Annotated in this window: 18 protein-coding genes and 1 pseudogene; 5 read left to right on the top strand and 14 right to left on the bottom strand. The window is 63.7% G+C overall.

Features of this window, described 5'->3' with window-relative positions:
* Positions 1-41: 41 nt before the first annotated feature.
* The 10 genes from QQM37_RS11975 to QQM37_RS11930 form a co-directional block, all read right to left on the bottom strand.
* Positions 42-1,847 (bottom strand): extracellular solute-binding protein, encoded by a 1,806-nt coding sequence (locus QQM37_RS11975; RefSeq protein ID WP_285727790.1) that lies wholly within the window; start codon positions 1,845-1,847, stop codon positions 42-44.
* 24 nt (positions 1,848-1,871) lie between these two features.
* Positions 1,872-2,816, bottom strand: a complete 945-nt coding sequence (locus QQM37_RS11970; RefSeq protein WP_285727788.1) for an ABC transporter permease — start codon at positions 2,814-2,816, stop codon at positions 1,872-1,874.
* 5 nt (positions 2,817-2,821) lie between these two features.
* On the bottom strand, positions 2,822-3,811 hold the full coding sequence (locus tag QQM37_RS11965) for a carbohydrate ABC transporter permease (protein ID WP_285727786.1): 990 nt from the start codon (positions 3,809-3,811) through the stop codon (positions 2,822-2,824).
* Between the two features lie 194 nt (positions 3,812-4,005).
* Positions 4,006-5,406: a glycoside hydrolase family 125 protein gene (locus QQM37_RS11960; protein ID WP_285727784.1), complete on the bottom strand. Its 1,401-nt coding sequence runs from the start codon at positions 5,404-5,406 to the stop codon at positions 4,006-4,008.
* Between the two features lies 1 nt (position 5,407).
* Complete coding sequence (locus QQM37_RS11955) at positions 5,408-6,718, bottom strand: alpha-L-fucosidase (RefSeq protein WP_285727782.1); 1,311 nt, start codon at positions 6,716-6,718, stop codon at positions 5,408-5,410.
* A 182-nt stretch (positions 6,719-6,900) separates the two neighbouring features.
* Positions 6,901-8,307, bottom strand: a complete 1,407-nt coding sequence (locus tag QQM37_RS11950) for a sulfate adenylyltransferase subunit 1 (protein ID WP_285727780.1) — start codon at positions 8,305-8,307, stop codon at positions 6,901-6,903.
* Positions 8,307-9,239, bottom strand: a complete 933-nt coding sequence (cysD, locus tag QQM37_RS11945) for a sulfate adenylyltransferase subunit CysD (protein WP_285727778.1) — start codon at positions 9,237-9,239, stop codon at positions 8,307-8,309. Before cysD ends, QQM37_RS11950 begins: the two co-directional genes overlap by 1 nt.
* Positions 9,236-9,988 (bottom strand): phosphoadenylyl-sulfate reductase, encoded by a 753-nt coding sequence (locus QQM37_RS11940; protein WP_285727776.1) that lies wholly within the window; start codon positions 9,986-9,988, stop codon positions 9,236-9,238. Before QQM37_RS11940 ends, cysD begins: the two co-directional genes overlap by 4 nt.
* Positions 9,952-11,694: a nitrite/sulfite reductase gene (locus QQM37_RS11935; RefSeq protein WP_285727774.1), complete on the bottom strand. Its 1,743-nt coding sequence runs from the start codon at positions 11,692-11,694 to the stop codon at positions 9,952-9,954. The genes QQM37_RS11940 and QQM37_RS11935 overlap by 37 nt, the downstream gene beginning before the upstream one ends.
* 108 nt (positions 11,695-11,802) lie before the next feature.
* Positions 11,803-12,531, bottom strand: coding sequence for a sirohydrochlorin chelatase (locus QQM37_RS11930; protein ID WP_285727772.1), 729 nt, complete (start codon positions 12,529-12,531; stop codon positions 11,803-11,805).
* 37 nt (positions 12,532-12,568) lie between these two features.
* Between QQM37_RS11930 and QQM37_RS11925 the strand changes: the two genes are divergently transcribed.
* Both QQM37_RS11925 and QQM37_RS11920 read left to right on the top strand, forming a co-directional pair.
* Positions 12,569-13,204 carry a trimeric intracellular cation channel family protein gene (locus tag QQM37_RS11925; protein WP_285727770.1) on the top strand — a complete coding sequence of 212 codons (636 nt, stop codon included), beginning with the start codon at positions 12,569-12,571 and terminating at the stop codon, positions 13,202-13,204.
* The gene (locus QQM37_RS11920; protein WP_285727768.1) at positions 13,201-13,620 is read left to right on the top strand and encodes a hypothetical protein; all 420 of its coding nucleotides are present in this window, start codon (positions 13,201-13,203) and stop codon (positions 13,618-13,620) included. The genes QQM37_RS11925 and QQM37_RS11920 overlap by 4 nt, the downstream gene beginning before the upstream one ends.
* A 111-nt stretch (positions 13,621-13,731) precedes the next feature.
* On the opposite strand, the gene QQM37_RS11915 is transcribed toward QQM37_RS11920, so the two are convergent.
* The 4 genes from QQM37_RS11915 to QQM37_RS11900 form a co-directional block, all read right to left on the bottom strand.
* Positions 13,732-14,556 (bottom strand): type IV toxin-antitoxin system AbiEi family antitoxin domain-containing protein, encoded by an 825-nt coding sequence (locus QQM37_RS11915; protein ID WP_285727767.1) that lies wholly within the window; start codon positions 14,554-14,556, stop codon positions 13,732-13,734.
* A 225-nt stretch (positions 14,557-14,781) separates the two neighbouring features.
* Positions 14,782-15,891 carry a polyprenyl synthetase family protein gene (locus QQM37_RS11910; RefSeq protein ID WP_285727765.1) on the bottom strand — a complete coding sequence of 370 codons (1,110 nt, stop codon included), beginning with the start codon at positions 15,889-15,891 and terminating at the stop codon, positions 14,782-14,784.
* Entirely contained in the window at positions 15,888-17,177 is a 1,290-nt protein-coding gene (locus tag QQM37_RS11905) for a geranylgeranyl reductase family protein (RefSeq protein ID WP_285727763.1), read from the bottom strand. The genes QQM37_RS11910 and QQM37_RS11905 overlap by 4 nt, the downstream gene beginning before the upstream one ends.
* Before the next feature lie 32 nt (positions 17,178-17,209).
* On the bottom strand, positions 17,210-17,911 hold the full coding sequence (locus tag QQM37_RS11900; protein ID WP_285727762.1) for a demethylmenaquinone methyltransferase: 702 nt from the start codon (positions 17,909-17,911) through the stop codon (positions 17,210-17,212).
* Between the two features lie 98 nt (positions 17,912-18,009).
* On the opposite strand from QQM37_RS11900, the gene QQM37_RS11895 reads away from it, so the two are divergent.
* From QQM37_RS11895 to QQM37_RS11885, 3 genes and pseudogenes are all read left to right on the top strand, one after another.
* Positions 18,010-19,344, top strand: a complete 1,335-nt coding sequence (locus QQM37_RS11895; protein WP_285727883.1) for an isochorismate synthase — start codon at positions 18,010-18,012, stop codon at positions 19,342-19,344.
* Positions 19,345-19,664: 320 nt separating this feature from the next.
* Complete coding sequence (locus QQM37_RS11890; RefSeq protein ID WP_285727760.1) at positions 19,665-20,309, top strand: DUF6318 family protein; 645 nt, start codon at positions 19,665-19,667, stop codon at positions 20,307-20,309.
* A 29-nt stretch (positions 20,310-20,338) separates the two neighbouring features.
* Positions 20,339-20,737 (top strand): annotated as a pseudogene (locus tag QQM37_RS11885) (hypothetical protein); the annotation flags it as partial.

Below are 20,737 nucleotides of genomic sequence, written 5' to 3'. Positions count from 1 at the left end.
ACTGTGCGGTACTGGACACTCGGCGGGGTGATATCCCGGGGTTATTTCATCCCGGACGCCTGCTGAAGAATCTGCAGGTACTGATCCACCCCCAGGTCCTTCAGCTTCTTCTGGTGTGCGGCCCAGACCGAATCCTGGCTGATGTCCTGCTTCCCAAGGATGAACTGGGCGTTGGCCTGGTCAAGATAGGACTTGAAGTTCGTCTCGAACTCACCCACCTTGGCTGCCTGGTCCTGATCGTAGAAGGGCGCCTGGAAATACTGATCCTTGGACACCGCAAAGGGCTCATACAGCTTCCCGGCCTGGTACAGATCCGGTTCGATCGATCCCGCGGCTTTGTTCACGGATTCGCTGAGCCGGACGTCGTTCTGGAAGTTGATCGGCCCCCATTCGTACCAGCCGTAGTTCTTGGCGTCCGATGCCGCAGCGATGCGGCTGAAGGTGGCCTGCTTACCGTTGATGGCGACATCGCCCTTCCTGGCCCAGTCGAAACCAACGCCGAGCGGACCGGCGGGCATGCTCCTGGTCACCTGAAGGTTCAGTTGCGCATCCGCCCAACGGACCATGGTCGCCGGGTCCTTGCAGGCCTTGGAGATCACCAGTCCTACAACACCACCGGTGGTGTAGTCCCACGGGCAGACCGGGTTCTTGCTGCCATTCTTCAACGGTGGGATGGGCACGTAGTCGAGGTACCTCGCGCTGGGGTTGCTGGCCTGGACCTCGGCGAAGTAACCCTGCGAGCCACCCTGGACCACACCGATCAGCGCCCCGGCCGGGTTCATCACCTGACGGATCAGCTCATCCCCGCTCTGCGAGAAAGTTCGCGGGTCGATCAGGCCATCCTTGGTCAGGCCAGCCATGTACTTCAGACCTTCCCGGTAGAAGTCCTGCGCTGGGGCATACCGGAGCGTATTGCCGTCCTTGATGACCTTGCTGGAGGGCAGGTAGCCGAAGCTTTGCATCAGGTACTGGATGAACGAGCTCCCGGCCGTCTGGCTGCCGGACATCGGCACCGCGAACGGCTGCCCGGAGGGGTTCTGGTCCTTGAAGGCCTTGAGCATTGCCGTGAATTGATCCAGCGTCTGCGGGACGCTCAGGCCCACCTTGTCCAGCCATTTCTTGTTCACCCAGGTCCGTACGTCGGAGGAACGGCAGTGATAACACTGATTGACTCCCGGGAAGGCATAGATCTCCCCATTGGGAGCAGTGAATTCCTCACGGAGCCCGGGCACGCTCTTGAACACTTCCAGCAGTTCAGGAGCATTCTCATCGATCAGCTGGCCCAACGGTTGGAACAGGCCTTGTTTGCCGTAGACATAGACTTGCGAGCGGCTCAGCCCTTCCATCCACTTCGGGCCCAGCATCAGTGCATCCGGCAGATCTCCCCCCGCCAGAATGTTATTGACCTTTGGCGTTCCCTCAGATCCAATGGGCACCACCTGGTAGTTGACCTTGACGCCGGTGGCGCCTTCCAGCCAGACCGAGAATTTGTTGGTGGGCATGTCCTGGCCGGCGAAGGTGCGGGTCAGAACGGAAAACTGCGTTTTGCCATCGCCGAAGGGCGTGAGTTTCCTGGCTTTGGGCCCCACGTAACCCTCGGGGTAGAGCACCGTGGTGTCTTCCGCGCCGAGCTCCACTTTGAGCTGCGCGGAGCCCGCCTTGTAACTGGATCCCGATGAGGCTGCCCCACCGGTTCCGTTGTCGCAGGCGGTCAGCACGGTGCTGGCGGTGACGGCGGTGATGCCGAGCAGGGAGGCGGACTTCAGGAATCCCCTGCGGGAGACTCTTCCGTCCAGGAAGTTCTGGACGAGGTCGACTTTTTCCTGGCTGTTGAAGGTTAGTTTCATGATTCTCCTTGTCAGAGAGGTGGATTAGAACAAGCCTGATTTCGCGATACGGCGGGCTGCCCAGTTCGCCAAGAGCAGGAGGATGACTCCCACTACCGACTGGAAGACGCCGATGGCGGTGGCATAGGAATATTGCGGAACATCGGAGTGCAGGCCCACCTGGTACACATAGGTGTTGATCACCTGGGAGACCCCGAGATTGAGCGGGTTCTGCATGAGCAGGACCTTCTCAAACCCGACGTTGAGGATGGAACCGATATTGAGGATCAGCATGATCACGGCAATCGGCATAATGCTGGGCAGGTCGATATGCCAGATTCTGCGCAGACGGGAGGCGCCATCCATGCGGGCGGCTTCATGCAGCTCCGGCGGGACGCTGGAAAGCGCCGCCAGGTAGATGATGGCCGCAAAACCTGCGCTCTGCCAGACCCCGGAGAAGACATAGAGGGACTGGAACCATTCCGACTGCCCCATGAAATCCACCCGGGGCAGCCCCATGGCACCGAATAACTGGTTCACCACGCCGGTGCTGGGCGAAAGCATCATCACCATGATCCCGACCACCACGACAACGGAGAGGAAGTTGGGTGCGTAGGCCACCAGCTGCACATAACGACTGAAGTACTTCTGCCGCAGGGCGTTCAGGGCCAGAGCCAGGATGATCGGTGCGGGGAATCCGATCAGCAGCTCGTACAGATGGAGGCCCACCGTGTTCCGGAGCAATTCCGGGAACTGGTAGCTGGTGAGGAACCGGACAAAATGATCAAATCCCACCCAGAGCGAACCCGTGATCCCGTGGACCGGAGAGTAATCCCTGAAAGCGATCTGGATCCCATACAGGGGCCAGTAACAAAAAATGATGACCCAGGCCAGAGGGAGCAGCAGCATGAGGTACAGCTGCCAGGCCCTGAGGATCCTGCGACCCAGGGAGACTCGTTTGCGCGGATGCTCTGTTGTCAGTGCTGCCATCGTCCTCACCCTTTCAGCGAGCCGACCATCATGCCCTTGACAAAATGTTTTTGCACAAAGGGATAGATGAGCAGAGGCGGGATGCTGGCGACGACGATCAGCGCGTATTTGAGCTGATCGGCAATGCGTTTGAGCTTCTCCACCTGTGCGGGGTCCGCACTGGCCATCCGGGATGGGTCAAAGGAATTCTGCAGAAGGATGTCCCGCATGACCATGGGCAGTGAATAGAGATGCTCGTCGGTCAGGTAGATCAGGCCATTGAAATAGGAATTCCAGGACCCCACCGCGAACAGCAGAACGTTGACGGCGATGATCGGCTTCGAGAGCGGAATCACCACCTGGAAGAAGAACCGTGCATCTGATGCCCCGTCGATCCGTGAACACTCCAGAAGCTCCTGGGGGACATTGACCTGAAAGTAGGTGCGGGTCACGATCAGCTGCCACACGCTCATCGCCCCCGGCAGAATCATCGCCCACGGGGTATTGAGCATGCCCAGGCTCTTCACCACCAGATAAGAGGGAATCATCCCTCCGGAGAAGAACATGGTGAAAACGAACACCATCATGAGCAGCCTGCGTCCCGGAAGATCAGTGCGGGAGAGCGCATATCCGCCAGCGATCGTGGCGCAGGTGGCGATGATGGTCAGGACCACGGCATACAACAGCGAGTTCAACAGCCCCTGGAAAATCAGCGGGTACTGAAAGATCGCCTGGTAGGCGTCCACGGAGAACCCCACGGGCCACAGGGTCACCTGACCGGAACTGACTGCCGAGGGATCCGAGAAGGAGGCACTGAGCACAAAAAGCAGCGGATAGAGGATCGACAACGACAGGATGCCGAGCACGATCAGCAGGATCACGTTCAGAAACCGGTCCGCACGCGGTTCACGAATCCGCCGCATCGTGCTGCGGGGTTGCGGATCCGCAGCGCGAGGTGACGGAAGTTGCCTCAGAGTACCGGCATCCGCGCTGGGCGCGGTGGGCAATAAGGTCATGGATGACTCCTTTCTGGGGGACCATAAGGGAGCGAGTGTGATTCACACTACACAGATTCATCCGACTTATAAAGCGTTTTATTGATTCATTACGCCAGTATTGCGCCATTTTTGAGCATATTTTGCCAGCATCATCAGATGATTCGACCCCCAGGTGGCGTTGAGGAGACCTTCATACGCAGCACATCGAACACTCAGCGCGCAGTTGCGGAGCCCTCTACATAGGCCATCAGCAGTTCGCAGAACATGGAGTCCGCCCAGGAGAACCAGGGCCGGGTGAAGCGTGACGGATCCTGAACGTCAAAGCCTTCGTGCATCCGACCGGTACCCGCATCGGTGTTCCGCAGCAGCTGAAGTATGCGCCACTGCTCCCGCCGGTCCATAGTGGTCAGCCCGCGCACTGCCAGGCCGATCGGCCAGATGTAGCCGGGCGGCGTGTGGGGACTGCCGATGCCGGACGCCGCCGCTCCCTGGTAGAAGTAGGGATTCTCCGGACCGTTCACGAGCTCCCGGGTGGCCAGATAGACAGGGTCCTGTTCATCCAGTTCGCTGCACAGCGGTAGCGAACTCAGGCTCGGCATATTGGCATCGTCCATCAGCAGGTGGTTGCCCAGACCATCCACTTCGTAGGCATAGACCGGACCATACTCTGGATGCTCCACCACACCGAAGGCCACCACTCCCGCGAGGATCTCCGCCCGGAGGGTAAGCGCACGCTCCGCCAGCGCGTCATCGTCGTAGACTGCCCGGGCCAGCTCTGCCGTCTGGGCCAGGGTCAGGGCGGCGAAGAGATTCGCTGGAAGGTTATAGCCGTACCTGCAGGCGTCATCGCTGGGCCGGAATCCGCTCCAGGTCATCCCCGTATAGCCCACCGGCGTGCCGCACCCCTCCCGCGCCAGGGTTTCGGTGGGAATCGTGGTGGGTCGCTCGAAGCGGTACGTCGAATTCTCGTGGCGCTGTTCCGCTGTCCACTGATCCACGATGCCGCCCAGGCACCGGTGCGCGGTCTGGTCCAGGAAGTCGGTGCGCCCCGTCAGCGTCCAGAGCCGGTGCGCCAGCTGGACAGGGAAGGCCAGCGAATCCACCTCATACTTCCGCTCCCAGACCCAGGGGCTCTGCGGCAGATCCTCCTGGTCCCATCGATCACCACTGGGTTCCTGATTGAAGGCGTTCGCATAGGAATCCAGCGCAATGCAAGCGAACTGGCGGCGCACCAGGCCAGCGAGCGCCTCGACCAGCGAATCACCGTCTGGGCCCTCCACCAAGCCACGATTCACGCCTGCCGTGTCGACACCCTGCGCGAGGTCAGCACCCGGCGCGGGGTCATCCAGCAGGCGGAGGAAGGGCCTCACCTGGGCGCTGGAATCCCGCAGCCACATGGCGGGGATGTCTCCGGTGATCACGAAGGTAGTGCCATCGGACTGCAGATTGACAGTGTCCTGCAGCGTGGAACGCATGCAGACGCCGAACATGGCGGCCAGCTTCTCATCCGAGGTCACCTCCAGAATCCGGGCCGACCATCGGTCCAGCGCGGCGGACAGCTCCCGACCGATCTGGAACGGCCGTGAACCGGGCACCGATGGTGCGTCGGGCACCTCAGGCGTCAACATAGCCCTCGGGATAGGTCGTCGGCGCAAGATATCCGATGTCAGGAGCTGTCTCCACGCCGGTCAGGAACCCGTCTACGCTGGCCAATCGCGGGGATGGCCCCTCCGCTTCAAGCACCAGGCGGTCCACCACCACGGCCGGGAAGGCGTGGATTCTCTGCGATCCGATGGTCTGCCCCTGAGCGATCATCCGGCCCTCGGCGTCAAGAATCCGGTGCCGTTGAATGCGCTGGCCCTCCTGCAAGTCCTCGGCCAGCCTCAGATGATCCACCCGCTGCGGCCCATCGAAGTCGATCCGCCAGCGGCTCAGCTCCATCCCATCGGGGGCGCCAGCGGCTGCACCTGCGTCGGCAACCGCGGTCACCCGTGCCGGAATTGGAGCACCAAACCGCCGCTCAATCTCCGCGCCCCACTCGGTGATCCGGCGCACGTCCTCCTCGGGGATCAGGCCCCGGGTATCCGGCGGAAGGTTGAGCAGCAGATTGGCACCCAGGCCGATCGAACGGTAGTAGATCGCCAGCAGGTGATCGAGCTCCTTGGGCTCTTCCTCGGGGTGCCAGAACCATCCCCGGCGGATCGACACATCGCATTCGGGCGGAAGGTACAGCCCTTCCTCAAGCTTCGTCGTCACCACGGTGTAATTGGAGAAGTCGGTCCGGTCCACCACATACTCCACCGGATCGGAGGCAAGGCCGTCTTCATTGCCCACCCAGCGAATCGTGGGGCGACCCATATTGAACACCATGGCTCCGGGCTGCAGCTCATCGATCACGGCGGCAATCCGCGCCCAGTCGTATTCGCGCCCTTCCGAGCCGGCGCCATCGAACCACAACTCGGAAAGCGGCCCGTAGTTGCTGCACAACTCACGCAGCTGGCCCAGGTAGAACTCGTCATAGGCTGCCGCGTCGGGATAACAGTCCGCGTTCCGGTCCCAGGGCGAGAGGTAGAGGCCCAGCTTCATACCGAGCTTCCGGCAGGCCGCGGCAACCTCGGCCACCACATCACCCTGACCGTCCTTCCAGGGCGAGGAAGCCACCGAATAGTCGGTCATCGCCGTCGGCCACAGGCAGAAGCCATCGTGATGTTTGGCGGTCAGAATCACGTAGCGGGCACCTGCAGCCTGCGCCGTTCGCACCCACTGTTCGGCATCGAGCTCAGTCGGATTGAAGGAGGACGCCGGGAGCGTGCCGTCGCTCCATTCCTTGCCGTGGAAGGTGTTGATGCCAAAGTGAAAAAAGACACCCAGGCCATCGTGTTGCCAGATGAGTTGCTCAGGAGTGGGCCGAAGAACAGCAGTCATAGGGGCACAGAACACTTTCGCCATGATCCCTAGAGATCCGATGTACAGAATGAATGAGTCGCCACAACTGGCCCCAAATCCCCAATTTGACGACTCATTCACACTATAAATCAGATGTTTCGGTGTCAATCGTTCTGTTCAGATCTGAACAGACTAGCTTAAAGGACCAGCTTAAAAACGCCTCAGATCACGTACCGCTCGTCCTCAGAATCCCCCGGATGATCGGCCACCATACCTGCGGCCAGGGTGTTGCCATCCAGCGGGTCGATCACCAGGAAAGCGCCGGTCCGGCGGTGCTGGGCGTAGGGCTCCACCGGCAGCGGCGAAGCCAAACGTAACTGCACCGAACCGATGTCATTGAGTTCCAGGCCCGATGCCGGCTCCAGCGTGAAGGTGTCCAGGTCGACTTTGCCACTGATCACCCGGATCAGGGCCTGGACCGTGCGGGTGCCGTGCTTGACCAGCACCTTGGCGCCCTCGCGCAGAGGCTTGGGTGAGAGCCAGCACAGCGAGGAGTAGAGATCCTGCGTGGCCTCACGCGTCGTACCTGCGGCTCCGATCAACTCGCCTCGCGCCACATCCAGTTCGTCAGCCAGGCGCAGCACCACCGATTGCGGCGCCTCGGCGGTATCCAGCGGCACGCCACCGGGGCCGTCGATGCCGACCACGGTGGTCGTGCGTCCCACGGGCAGCACGGTCACCGCATCCCCCACCGAGACCGTCCCGGAAGCGATCTGACCCGCGTAACCGCGGTAGTCCCGGAATTCCTCGGCATCGAGCCCGGGGGCCAGGCCGCCCTGCGGACGCAGCACCAGCTGCACCGGGAAGCGAAACGGCTCTGCCTCGGCATCCGCGCCAGCCACCCGGAGCTCATCGATCGAGGGCAGCGATTCCAGGATGCCCAGCAGCGAAGAGCCCTCGTACCAGGGCGTCCGCTCGGAGAGCTCCACCACATTGTCGCCTTCGAGTGCGGACACCGGGACCACCAGCGGTACCGGCAGCCCGATCGAGGCGGCGACCGCGGCGACATCGTCCGCAATGGCCGTGAACACGGCCTCGGAGAAGTCCACCAGGTCGATCTTGTTCACCGCGATGATCACCTGCGGAACACGCAGCAGATGCAGGACCGAAAGGTGCCGCCGGGTCTGCTCCAGCACGCCCTTACGCGCATCAATGAGCACGATGACGGCGTCCGCCGTGGAGGCGCCGGTCACCGTGTTCTTGGTGTACTGCACATGCCCGGGGCAGTCCGCGAGGATGAAGCTTCGGCGATCGGTGGCGAAATAGCGGTGCGCCACATCGATCGTGATGCCCTGCTCGCGCTCGGCGCGCAGACCGTCGGTCAGCAGAGCCAGGTCCAGCCGTGCCGTGCCTTCAGCATCCGCGCCGCCGAAGCCGCGTTCAGCCGAGGTGCGGGCCACCGCGTCCAGGGTGTCGGCGAGGATCGCCTTGGAATCGTGCAGCAGTCGGCCCACCAGGGTGGACTTCCCGTCATCGACCGAACCCGCCGTCGCGAAGCGGAACAGCGTGCCGTTCAGCGGAGCCGCGATCTCAGACTCCGCCGCAGCCGGGGAAAGTGCAACACTCATCAGAAGTACCCATCCTTTTTCCGGTCTTCCATCGCGGCCTCGGAGATCCGGTCATCCGCCCGGGTGGCACCACGCTCGGTCAGCGTTGAGGCGGCGACTTCCAGCACGACATCGGCCACGGTTGCCGCCGTGGACAGCACAGCCCCGGTGCACGACATGTCCCCCACCGTCCGGTAGCGCACGGTCCTGGACACCACGGCCTCGCTGGGTCGCGGTTCCGAGTACGGCCCCACCGCCATCCACATCCCGTCGCGGGCAAAGACCTCCCGCTCATGGGCGTAGTAGATCGAGGGAAGCTCAATGCCTTCGCGCTCGATGTAGCGCCAGATGTCCAGTTCGGTCCAGTTGCTGATCGGGAAGGCCCGCACATGCTGGCCCACGGTGTGCCGGCCGTTGTACAGATTCCACAGTTCCGGCCGCTGATTACGGGGATCCCACTGGCCAAACTCGTCGCGCAGACTCAGGATGCGTTCCTTGGCCCGGGCCTTGTCCTCGTCACGACGCCCACCGCCAAAGACGGCGTCAAACCGTTCGGAGGCGATGGCGCCCAGCAACGGTGCGGTCTGCAGCGGATTCCGGGTGCCGTCAGCGCGCTCGCTCAGTTCACCACGGTCCAGATACTCCTGGACGCTGCCGACGACGAGGCGCAGCCCCAGCCGCTCCACCGTCCGATCGCGGAAATCGAGCACCTCAGGGAAGTTGTGCCCGGTGTCGACGTGCAGCACCGGAAACGGCACCTTCCCGGGCCAGAATGCCTTGGTGGCCAGATGCAGCATGACCACGGAGTCCTTGCCCCCGGAGAACAGCATCGCCGGACGCTCAAACTCCGCCACCACTTCGCGCAGAATGTGGATCGACTCCGACTCCAGAACATCCAGACTCGACAACAGGCCCTGTGCAGGGGTGGCTGCGTCAACCAGTGATGCACTCATACGTGTAACCCACATTCTGTCTTGTCCGTGCCCGCCCAGCGGCCCGAGCGGGGGTCAGCCCCGGGCGCGACCTTCTGGGTGCAGGGCTGGCAACCGATCGAGGGGTACCCCTGGGAGAGCAGGGGGTTGACCGGCAGGAAGTTATCGCTGGAGTAGGCGATGAGTTGATCGAAGGTCCACGGTGCCACCGGGTTCACCTTGACCAGGCCGTTCGCATCGTCCCAGGTCACGAGTGGGGTGTTGGTCCGGGTAGGAGCCTCGTCCCGGCGTACTCCCGTGAACCAGAGCTCGTAGCCGGCCAGGGTCCGGCGCAGCGGCTGGACCTTGCGCATCGCGCAGCAGGCGGCGGCATCGCGGGCAAAGAGGTCCTTGCCGAACAGCCGGTCCTGCGCTTCCACCGTGTTTTCCGGCAGTACGTCCACGATGGTGACGCGCAAGTTCGCGGCCACTTCGTCGCGCGTCACGTAGGTCTCCGGGAAGTGGTAGCCGGTGTCCAGGAACAGCACGTCGACGCCGGGCAGCTGCTCGGCCACCAAGGCAGGCAGAACGGCATCTGCCATGGAGCAGGCGACCGTTACCGCCGAGGTGGCGAAATGGCGTTGTACCCAGCCGATCACCTCCTGCGCGGAGGCATCCCAACCGAGTTCCTCAGCACCGGAGGCGGCGAGCGCCCGGAGCTCGTCATGACTGCGCTTCACTGCGGCGGTGGGAGTCACTGCAGTGCCTCCTCGTCCGCGGCGTGCGCCCATTCGGCGAAGCTCTGGCCCTCGGCACGGTCGGCCACAAAGCGGCGGACCACACGTTCCACATAGTCTGGAAGGTCCGCGACGTAGACTTTCAGGCCGCGCACTGTCCGGCCCAGTCCGGCCTCCTCACGGTCGGTGGAGGCCAGCCCTCCGCCCAGGTGGACCTGGAAGCCAGGGCTGGGATCGCCATCGGGTGTGGGCAGCATCATGCCCTTGAGCCCGATGTCCGCGGTCTGGATCCGCGCACAGGAGTTGGGGCAGCCGTTGATGTGCAGGCTCAGGGCTTGCGGCAGGGCGCCCGTCTCCCCCAGATCGGCGAGCCTCCGTTCCAGTTCCGCGATCGCCGTCGCCGCAGTGACCTTGGTCTCCACGATGGCGAGCTTGCAGAATTCGATGCCGGTGCAGGCGATGGTCCCGCGGCGGAAGATCGAGGGGCGGGCGGAGAGCCCGAGCTCGTCCAGCCGGGCCACGAGGCTTTCCACCTGGGCCGGCGGCACGTCGAGAATGACGAGTTTCTGGTGCGGAGTGGTGCGCAGCCGGGCGGAACCGTGCGCTTCCAGGGCATCCGCCAGCTCCAGCAGGTTTTGTCCGCTCAGCCTGCCCGCGGTGGGTGCGACGCCGATGAAGAAGGCGCCGTCCTTCTGCTCATGGATGCCGATGTGGTCACCGGGTGTCTCCGGCTTCGGGGCAGCCGGGCCGTCGTTGAGCTTATAGCCCAGATATTCGTCCTCCAGCACCTGGCGGAACTTTTCCGGTCCCCAGTCGGCCATCAGGAACTTCAGCCTGGCTTTGGTGCGCATCCGCCGGTACCCGTAGTCACGGAAGATGCTGGTCACACCGTGCCAGACCTCGGCGCCCTGCTCGGGCAGTACGAAGGCGCCCAGTCGCTTGCCGAGCATCGGGTTGGTGGACAGTGCGCCGCCCACCCAGAGGTCGTAGCCGACGCCCAGTCTGGGATGGACGATGCCAACGAAAGCGCAGTCGTTGATCTCATGCACCACGTCCTGCGAGGGATGGCCGGTGATCGCGGTCTTGTACTTCCGGGGCAGGTTGGCCAGGGAGGTATCGCCGATGAACCGCTCGGCGATCTCTTCGATCAGCGGCGTCGGGTCCAGGATTTCGTCCTTGGCGATGCCAGCCACCGGCGAGCCCAGGATAACGCGCGGCACATCGCCACAGGCCTCCGTCGTGGAAAGGTTCACGGCCTCCAAGCGGCGCCAGATCTCCGGCACATCCTCCACCTGGATCCAGTGCAGCTGGATGTTCTGCCGGTCGGTCAGATCTGCCGATCCGCGGGCGAAGTCCACCGAGATCTGGCCGATGACACGCAGTTGCTCGGTGCTCAGCGCACCGCCATCGATCCGGACCCGGAGCATGAAGTATTTGTCTTCGAGCTCATGCGGCTCCAAGGTTGCGGTCTTTCCGCCGTCGATGCCGGGCTTGCGCTGGGTATAAAGGCCCCACCAGCGGAAGCGTCCGTGCAGGTCGGTGCCATCGATCGAATCAAAGCCATCCTTGGAGTAGATCTGCTCGATCCGCTCGCGGACATTGAGCCCGCCGTCCTCCTGCTTCCACGCCTCATTGGCATTCAGCGGGGTGGTGCCATCCACCTTCCACTGGCCGTGCGGCTTCGCGGCAGGCCGGGCGGTGGCAGATCGCCCGGTAACGGCCCGGCCAGCAGCAGCAGGGCGGGTGGTGGCTTGAGTCATGTATCGAGGGTAGAGGCCTCCCCCGCGCGGCGTCGGACCAGTCCTCACGTTGCGTCATGCGGAGCAACAGTTCGTCATCTGGGTCAGGGCGAATCACTCCAGCGCGCCTCAGGCAGATAGCTCCTGCAACTCCTGGCAGGCCTGGTCATAGCGTTCCAGAGCGACCTCCGCGATACGCCGATCCGGCAGCAGGGCCTGAGCGACGGCATCAGCCTCGGCTTTGGCCAGCTGATCCTGAAAGTATCCGGGGGCCAGAAGATAGGAGGCAACCGCGATCGGGGCCGACTCGCCCGTGGCGTCTGCGTCTGCGGCTGCGGCTCTGGCCAGGGCAACTGCCTCAGGCACCCGCGGCTGCGCCCCGGCGCCAAAGCCCAGCCGCACCGTGTTCGGGATCGATGCGCGGAGGAACTCTGCCGTCACCTCCATCGCCAGCTCCGCTTCCGGCCGGGAAGAGCCTGCAGAGGCCAGCACCACCGACCAGTGCGGGCCGAATCCCGGAATCTCCGTCAGCCGGTCCGCCAGAACCTGAGCCAATCTGGGGTCTGGACCCAGAGGTGCTGCCGCGCCAGTCAGCGGGCGGGAGGCCGCGGCCTGCGCCACATCCACCAGCACGTGATACCCCACCGTCAACAGCAACGGGAGCACGACGGCGGGAGCCCCCTCGGGCAGCCCGGCGACGACATCGGGCAGGGCTGGCTGCTGTACGTCAACGTAGGCCTCGCGCACCTCGAGTCCAGGCCGGAGCTGACGCAGTTCCTCACGCAGCTGGTTGATGGCCGCACGACCGGCTGAATTGTCGGTTCCATGGCTGCAGGCGATCAGAATGGGCTGCTTCATGGGTGCTCCTTCATGGGTGGAAGTGTAATCTGCTGCGGTGGCCCCTGACCTTTTGCCGGACCTTCTGCCGGACCTGCTAGGAGTTTTCTTCTTTGCCGTCTCCGGCAATCTGCTGGCTGCCCGGAAAGGCTTCGATCTGATCGGATCGATCCTGCTCGGCTGCCTGGTGGGCCTGGGTGGCGGCGTTGTCCGTGACCTGGTGATCGGGGTGACCCCGGTGGCCTTCGCCTCGCCGATCTATCTCGCACCCCCGGTGCTGGCGGCCCTGCTGATTCACTTCCTCTATGCGCATGTGGAGAAGGCCGGGCGTCTGCTGACCATCGTCGATGCCGCCGGCCTGGCGCTGTTCTGCATCACCGGAACAGTCAAGGCTCTGGATGCCGGAATGAACCCGGTGGCCTCCATTCTGCTGGGCGTCACCACCGCCGTGGGTGGCGGGGTGCTGCGCGATGTGGTGGCCAATCAGGTGCCGCAACTCTTCGACTCCCAGGACATCTACGCCATCCCCGCGATGGCCGGCGCCAGCCTGACCGCGCTCGCCTGGTGGGGGCACTGGCTCAACCTCGGCACCGGGCTGGTGATCGCCATCGTGGTCTTTGCTTTCCGGATCAGCGCCTGGCACTTTGGCTGGCATGCACCGCACGCCGTCTGGCGGCCTAGACTAAAGGGGTGAGTGACATGTTCCTGCAGAAGTTCCGAGACGTCGTCCCGAAGCATCTTTCCACCCCGTGGGAAACAGAGGACGGGCTCACCCATGCCGTTCTGGATGCCGAGTTGGCCCACCCCGTGCCGTTGGCGCTGCGCGAGTTCTACCAGGCGCTGGGCAACTCCGAGCTGATGGAGGCCTACTACTTCTTCTGGGATCCGGATGAGCTGGAGCACGATGAGGGATACCTTCTCTTCCTGGAAGATGAGGAAGAGGAGCACACCTGGGGCATCCGGGTGGACCAGATCGACGTGCCGGATCCCTTGGTCTGGCGGCGTAATAACGCCAAGGGCAGCTGGATCTGCGAAGAGGGCACGTTCAGCGAATTCGTTCTGGACTACTTCGACTGGGTCTTCAGCGATGAGGACGACGACGAGGACTGAGCTCTTCTCGCTTACCTTCGCCGCGTCAAGGTTTTAAGCACTTAGTGACGCCGTCGCCACAGAAAACCCTGGAATCCCGCGGATGTTTCCTCGGCCACGCCCAGTAAGTGCTTAAAACTTTGACGCCGTCCGCAGCACCTGCCCGATCTGCGCCATCGTCCGCTCTGGCTGATGGACGACGTCGTCGTAAAAGTATCGCAGTGAGGCATACCCGGCCGATGCCGCAGCGTTGTCCCGGCGACGGTCCCGTTTGATCTGGCGTGGCTCAAAATGGGTGCCACCGTCGAGCTCCACGATCAGACGCCCGGCGATGACAAAGTCCACCTCGCCAATTCCTGCCAGCCGAACATGTTGCTCGAAGGGAATTCCGGCCTGCATCAGCCTCGCGGCAAGCAGGCATTCCAGGAGGGAATCGGCACGGAACCGCACCATATCCAGCACCTTCCGGGCTGGCGAATTCCGGCCGCCGCTCAGCCGATCCCGGAGGAAATCCAAATGAATATCGCCCCGGCCGACTGCGCATTGCACCATCACCAGCGACTCATCCCAGGGCCTGCAGCGCAGTGCGTCCAACAGGACATCGACCAGCGAGGCCACCGGCGCGGCAGCTGGCGATGCCACGCGACGCAGTCGATGAGGCCGGGCGTCCGGTGCCTGGACATGCGGCGGGAGCTGGAGATGAACTTCTTCCGGTTCCCGCAGCTGCCACAGGTGGTAGTACTCAGCCGCGGAAACACAGGTCAGCAGGCCTGAGTTCCTTGCTGCAGACAGGTACGCCGGGGCGCTTGTCGGCAGAGCATACGTTCCGGGGTGAAGTCGGGAAACGATCCCCGAATCCACCGCTCGGCGCAGCTTACGGTCGCTGAAACCCGCACGAATCAGCGCCTTGCGCCGGGCGATGCCGCCGCGGGCTGCCATCCACTTCACCAGATCCATCGCTCCAGACTGAGCCTCCGCCCGATCCGGGCGCAGCCCGCCGCCTCGCGATGTGGGCAACTCTGAGCAGAAAGGGGGATGTGGAGGAGCAGTGACCGGTCAAGGTTTTAAGCACTTACTGATGATTCCGCCACAGAATACCCCGGAATCCCGCGGATGTTTCCTCGGCTGTGCCCAGTAACTGCTTAAAACTTTGACGCCGTCCGTTGCTGCGAAGCGTAACCCCTACACCTCACGGTGCACCACGGCCTGGGCGAAGCTGGCCAGCGCCGATTTCACCATTCCCTCCGGCAACGGATCCAGGGCGGCAACGGCCTCGTCGGCCCACCGCCGGGCAATCGTCCAGGAGGCCTCGGTCACGGGGTGCTCGCGCAGGGCGGCAACGGCCTCGGCCAAGGCTTCATCCGAGCTCAGATCCCCGTCCACCAGCTCCAGCACAGCAGCGGCGCTGGGATCGCTCGGCGCCGCCTGACGCAACAGCAGCACAGGCAACGTGGGTACACCTTCGCGCAGATCGGTGCCCGGCGACTTCCCGGACACCTGCTTCATCCCGGTTACGTCGATCACGTCATCGGCCAGTTGGAAGGCCACGCCCACCTTCTCGCCGTACTCCACCAGCACGGCCTGTGCTGTGCGATCAACACCGGCAAAGATGGCGCCCAGCTGCCCGGAGGCGGCTACCAGGGAGCCGGTCTTATCCGCGATGACGGACAGATAGTGTGCCAGCGGATCCTCGTCAGGGCGCGGGCCAACGGTTTCGTGCAGCTGCCCCAGACAGAGTCGCTCAAAGGTGCGGGCCTGGATACCGAGGGCTTCGGCACCCAGCTCGGAGACCAGAATCGACGCCCGGGCAAAAATCAGATCGCCGGTCAGGATCGCCACCGAATTGCCCCAGACCTCATGGGCGGTCGGTGCACCCCGGCGGTACGGCGCGGAGTCCATCACGTCATCGTGGTAGAGGGTGGCCAGGTGGGTCAGCTCAACGACGACGGCGGCACGCACCACCTCGGGACGCTGCGGATCCCCCAGATGGGCAGCGAGGAGCACCAGGAGTGGCCGGATCCGCTTGCCGCCGGCTTCCACCAGATGGCGAGACGTCGCGTCGGCCAAGGGGTCGGAATTGGCGATCGCCTCGCGAAGCTGCTTCTCCACTTTGGCTAGAGAGGTGGCAATCGCAGGGCCCAGCTCGGCGTCCTCAGCAATCTCGCTGAAAGCCGCTGGAAGTTTCAGATCCAGGGCGAGCGCACTCGTGGGCGGGTCCAATTCAACCGAGTCGGGCAGACCATGCCCGGCATGCGTCCACCCGGTACCTGCGGGGCGCTCTGTTTTGCTCACCGGTCAAGCCTAACCTGCCCATTGCTCGTGGCTGGAACCAGCGCCTCGAGAACCGCCACCAGGCGATCCGTCGGCAGCGGATCCTGACGGCTGTTCAGATTGGCCATGAATGGCACCACCGCACGCATCAGCCCCGGCAGTGGCATGCCGGTGCTCAGCGCGAGCTTCATGATCGAGGGCTTACCGATCAGTGTGGCGAAGGCCCGTCCCAGGGTGAAATGTTTGCCCCATTCATCCTCGACCCGCCGCGCATAGCCCTGGAGCGCGGCATCGAGCGTCAGGCGGGAGTTCACCAACGATGCCGGAGCGATCGCCTCCGCGGCGAAGCGTGCCGATTCCATCGCGTAGCTGATGCCTTCACCGTTGAACGGGCTCACCATGCCGCCCGCGTCGCCGAGCAGCAAGAGCCCGGGCTGGTAGTGCGGGGTGCGGTTGAAGCCCATCGGCAGCGCGGCACCGCGCACCGGGCCCACCTGGTCTTTGGGCCGGAAGTCCGGGCCGGCCGCCGAGCTGGACATCGAGGCCGTCCAGTCGCGCAGCACCTGCCGGTAGTCCAGCTTGCCGAATTCCTTCGAGGAATTGAGGATGCCGAGGCCCACATTGCAGGTGCCATCGCCCACCCCGAACACCCAGCCGTAACCGGGCAGCGGGCCTTCCGGACCGTCCAGCTCCAGCCAGCCTTCCATCCAGTCGTCCTCGTGGCGTGGCGACCGGAAGTAGGTGCGCACGGCCACGCCCAGCGGCCGGTCGTCGCGCTTTTCCAGCCCCAGCGAGAGTGCGGTCCTGGTGGAATTTCCGTCCGCCGCCAGCACCACATCGGCGTCAAAGTCCCGGAATTCACCGGTTTTGCGCCCGTGGTCATCCAGCACGGCGGCGCGCACGCCCACGACGCGTCCGGCATCGTCCTGCAGAGCCTGATTGACCGTATGCCCTTCCAGGATCAGGGCACCGGCGCTGCGGGCATGCTCGGCGAGCGCCTGGTCAAAGACGTAGCGGGTGCTGATCAGCCCGTAGTCAGGGAAGTCGCCGCCGGAGCGCCAGGGCACCTCGACGCTGCGCCCGCGCGCCACCAGCCGCAGGCCCTTGTTCCGCCGCCATCCGGGGCCGGAGTGATCCACGCCCAGGTACTGCAGTTCACGGACGGCGCGTGGCGTCAGCCCGTCACCGCAGATTTTCTCCCGAGGGAAGCGGCTCTTCTCCAGAACCGTCACCTCGACGCCAGACTGAGCCAGATAATAGGCGGCCGTGGAGCCTGCGGGCCCCGCGCCGACAATGACAACCTTCACCGTGATGTGTCTTCTTCTCTGAGCTGGACCGGCTACGCGACAGCTGGTTTAAACGCGCGATGCACGGCCACCAGCCCGCCGTTGAGGTTGCGGTAGGTGACCTTCTCCCAGCCCGCCTCGGCGATCCACTGCGCCAGATGATCCTGGTCCGGCCAGGCGCGGATCGATTCGGCGAGGTAGACATAGGCCTCAGGGTTAGAAGAGGAGACACGGGCGATGGTGGGCAGCGCGCGCATCAGATATTCGGTGTACACGGTGCGCCAGGGAGCGAAACTGGGCCGGGAGAACTCCGCCACCACCAGGGTTCCGCCGGGCTTGGTCACCCTTAGCATCTCCGCGAGCGCCACCTTCGGTTCGCTCACATTCCGCAGGCCGAAGGAGATGGTGGTCGCATCAAAGGTGTTGTCCGCAAAGGGAAGTGCCATGGCATCCCCGGCGACGAAATCGATGTCCGGCCGACGACGCTTGCCCACCTTGAGCATGCCGAGCGAAAAGTCCAGTGCCACCACGTCGATGCCGGCATCGGCATAGGGCTCGCTGGAGGTTCCGGTACCGGCGGCCACATCAAGAACGCGTTGGCCAGGCCGGGCACCCACGGCATCCACCACCACCCGCCGCCATCGCCGGGTCTGGCCCAGCGAGAGCACGTCGTTGCTCAGGTCATACCGGGGCGCAACGTCGTCAAACATCGCTGCTACTTCGTCGGGACGCTTTTCCAGGGATGCACGGTTCACCCCGCTATTCTCCCAGATGCCCGCCCCCGTTGGGACAGGGGAGGGAAAAGATCGGAAAAGGAGGGCCGATAACAGCGAACCTCGCCGGGGCGAGTACGCTGGTCAACGTGCTGCGCAGTCTGACCATCCCCCTCCCCAGCACCCATCCCGCAGCCACCCTGCCGTTGACCGAATTCCTCCGGCCCGGGACACTCATCTGGTCCCGACGGGACGAAGGCCTTCTGGGCTTCGGCGTCAGCACACGCGCCACGTTCCAGGGGCCAGACCGCTTCGCCGACGCCCAGGACTGGTGGCGCTCCCTGCACCGGAGCGGCGCGGTGATCAACGATCTGCTTCTCCCCGGCACCGGGCCGGTAGCCTTCGGCTCCTTCGCTTTTTCCCGGTATTCCCAGCACGAATCCGTCCTCGTGATGCCTCGGCTGCTCCTGGGACGCCGGGATGGCCTGAGCTGGCTGACACTCACCACGGTCGATGCCGATGCCGGGCTCACCGCAGAAGAGGCACTGGCCTCGTTGGATGAGGTCATGGCTCAGCAGGCTTTCGCGACAGCCGTACCGGCCACAGCATCTGAGAAACCGGACGTCGTGTGGGATGTGGTGCCCGGATCCCTCACCGAGACCGATTGGAAGGCCGCCGTCGCCCAGGCCGTGACCGCCATCGAGGGTGGCGAAGTGGACAAGGTCGTCCTGGCCCGCGATCTGTTGGCCCGCAGCAGTGAACCGGTGAACCGCGAGTCGGTGCTGGCCGCACTCGCCCGTGATTACCGCGATTGCTGGGTCTACGGCGTGGGCCAGTTTGTCGGCGCGACGCCGGAAATGCTGATCAAGGTGGAGGACGGCGTGGCCCGCGCCCGGGTACTGGCCGGGACGGTGGACCGGGCTCAGGCACCGCAGGATCCTGGATATCCGCGGCGGGAACTGCTGGATTCGGCCAAGCAGCGCGAGGAGCATGAGTTCGCGGTCCGTTCCCTGGTCAAACAACTGGCACCGTTCGCGGAAGATCTTCATTACCCGGCAGAACCGTTCATTCTGGAGTTGCCCAATGTCTGGCATCTGGCCTCCGATGTGCAGGCCCGACTGGCCGCCAGCCACCTCGCAGACGGCGGCTCCCATCTGCCGACCTCGCTGGCGCTCGTCGAGGCCCTTCATCCCACAGCAGCGGTCTGTGGGACCCCGCGCACCGAGGCTGGCGAGCTGATCCAGCGCATCGAGCACCTGGAACGCGGTCCCTATGCAGGCCCGGTGGGCTGGCTGGATGCGCAGGGCAATGGCGAATGGGGCATCGGGCTGCGCGGTGGCGTCATCGAAGGCTCGCATCAGGCGCGGCTGTATGCAGGGTGCGGCATTGTGGCAGCCTCGCAGCCTGAGGCGGAACTGGCGGAGACCTGGGCCAAATTCCGCCCGATGCTTCAGGCGCTCGGAGCCACTTCTTAAGCATCCTCCTCAGCATCGACTGCTCCTCAGCACTCTTCCAGTCCGTGCGGTCATCTGGTCCCGGCTGGTTGGCGTGTGGGGCGGGATCAGGTAGCAGGTCCCGCCTGGAGGCTCCATGAGGCGGGATCTGGTGACGGGGTTATGGTTCTGGTGTTTGGAAACTTATCCACATTTCTGTGTGAGGGCTGTCATCTTGCTCTGATGTGACCGTAGGGTGGACTCAGCCCAGTTGACCATCCAATGGGCTAACCCGGAAGGTGGCCCCGATGGCAGGAATGCGACGACGTACGGCAAGGCATGATGCGGCGAGGACGCGTTCGATGACGGCCTGGTCCTCGCAGCGTGTGAGTGCCGTTGTGGTATTGATGGTGGTCCTGGGTTTGCTGGCCGGATGCTCCGGCGGATCCGAGCCCGCTGCATCATCGTCAGCGGTGCCGGTGTCCTCCACTGCTTCTCCATCAGCTTCGGCACCATCGACCACCACCGTAGCCGCAGCACCCTACAAACCGGCAGATCTGAATGGCCCGGCACAGAACGTCCCCAAACCAGTCAAGCCCGCACTGGCAGACGAGTTCTCCGAAAAAGGCCTGGATACGTTCGCGAGGTTCTGGTACACGGCGTATAACTTTGGCGTCGAAACTGGGGACACGTCCCTTGCCGGACAGATGGCTCTCTCCGAGTGCACGCGGTGTACCGCTATCCTCACCAACACGAAGGACTGGTACGCCAGCGGGAAATGGATTATCGGCACAGCGCTCACCGTGACGAGCACGAAACCGTCATTTGTGCAGGCGGCAAATGGGGCTTATCAGGTACTGATTCAGTACAACACTGCCGCAGGAAAGTATGCCTCTGCCGGAACTGCTGGCGTCGACGAGCCCGGATCGACGGCGCGAGGCGATGTGGTGAATGCCATCTATCAGAACGGACAGTGGCGCATTATCGACATCGGGAAGCCGATCTGATGAGCAAAGTTTCCAGAATCATCCTGACCATGGCAACTGCACTCATCGCCGTTGCTGTCGCGATTCCCGTGAATGCTGAGCCAGCCATACCTGCATACGATTCCGAAGGTATCCAGACCAGCAACTATCAGCAGGTGCCAGGAACCTCCGGTTGGACTCCGTCGAATGCGATCACTCCGGCTCCCAGTCATGTGTATCGCTTTGAGGTGCTGTGTCAGGCGGACACCCAGAACAGTGGTGATCCGGGTGCGTTCTGCCAATCACAGTTGAAATCGAACTGCACAGCCGGAACCAATGGCACTTATGTGCAGTGGTATCACAGCCTTTCCTGGGCTACACCTCCGGATTGGCAGAAAGTTGGCACCCCCACCTGTGTCTACGACCAGAAACCCCAGGACATTCTGGAGCAGATTGCAGCCCAGATTCAG

Source organism: Psychromicrobium xiongbiense, assembly GCF_030271165.1.
Lineage (GTDB): Bacteria > Actinomycetota > Actinomycetes > Actinomycetales > Micrococcaceae > Renibacterium > Renibacterium xiongbiense.
This window is presented reverse-complemented; position numbering and strand designations above follow the sequence as displayed.

Excerpts from the sequence above, each read along its gene's own strand:
- QQM37_RS11975 (WP_285727790.1), bottom strand. The coding sequence starts at position 1,847 with ATGAAACTAACCTTCAACAGCCAGGAAAAAGTCGACCTCGTCCAGAAC.
- QQM37_RS11970 (WP_285727788.1), bottom strand. The coding sequence starts at position 2,816 with ATGGCAGCACTGACAACAGAGCATCCGCGCAAACGAGTCTCCCTGGGT.
- QQM37_RS11965 (WP_285727786.1), bottom strand. The coding sequence starts at position 3,811 with ATGACCTTATTGCCCACCGCGCCCAGCGCGGATGCCGGTACTCTGAGG.
- QQM37_RS11955 (WP_285727782.1), bottom strand. The coding sequence starts at position 6,718 with ATGACTGCTGTTCTTCGGCCCACTCCTGAGCAACTCATCTGGCAACAC.
- QQM37_RS11950 (WP_285727780.1), bottom strand. The coding sequence starts at position 8,307 with ATGAGTGTTGCACTTTCCCCGGCTGCGGCGGAGTCTGAGATCGCGGCT.
- cysD (WP_285727778.1), bottom strand. The coding sequence starts at position 9,239 with ATGAGTGCATCACTGGTTGACGCAGCCACCCCTGCACAGGGCCTGTTG.
- QQM37_RS11940 (WP_285727776.1), bottom strand. The coding sequence starts at position 9,988 with ATGGGCGCACGCCGCGGACGAGGAGGCACTGCAGTGACTCCCACCGCC.
- QQM37_RS11935 (WP_285727774.1), bottom strand. The coding sequence starts at position 11,694 with ATGACTCAAGCCACCACCCGCCCTGCTGCTGCTGGCCGGGCCGTTACC.
- QQM37_RS11930 (WP_285727772.1), bottom strand. The coding sequence starts at position 12,531 with ATGAAGCAGCCCATTCTGATCGCCTGCAGCCATGGAACCGACAATTCA.
- QQM37_RS11915 (WP_285727767.1), bottom strand. The coding sequence starts at position 14,556 with ATGGATCTGGTGAAGTGGATGGCAGCCCGCGGCGGCATCGCCCGGCGC.
- QQM37_RS11890 (WP_285727760.1), top strand. The coding sequence starts at position 19,665 with ATGACGGCCTGGTCCTCGCAGCGTGTGAGTGCCGTTGTGGTATTGATG.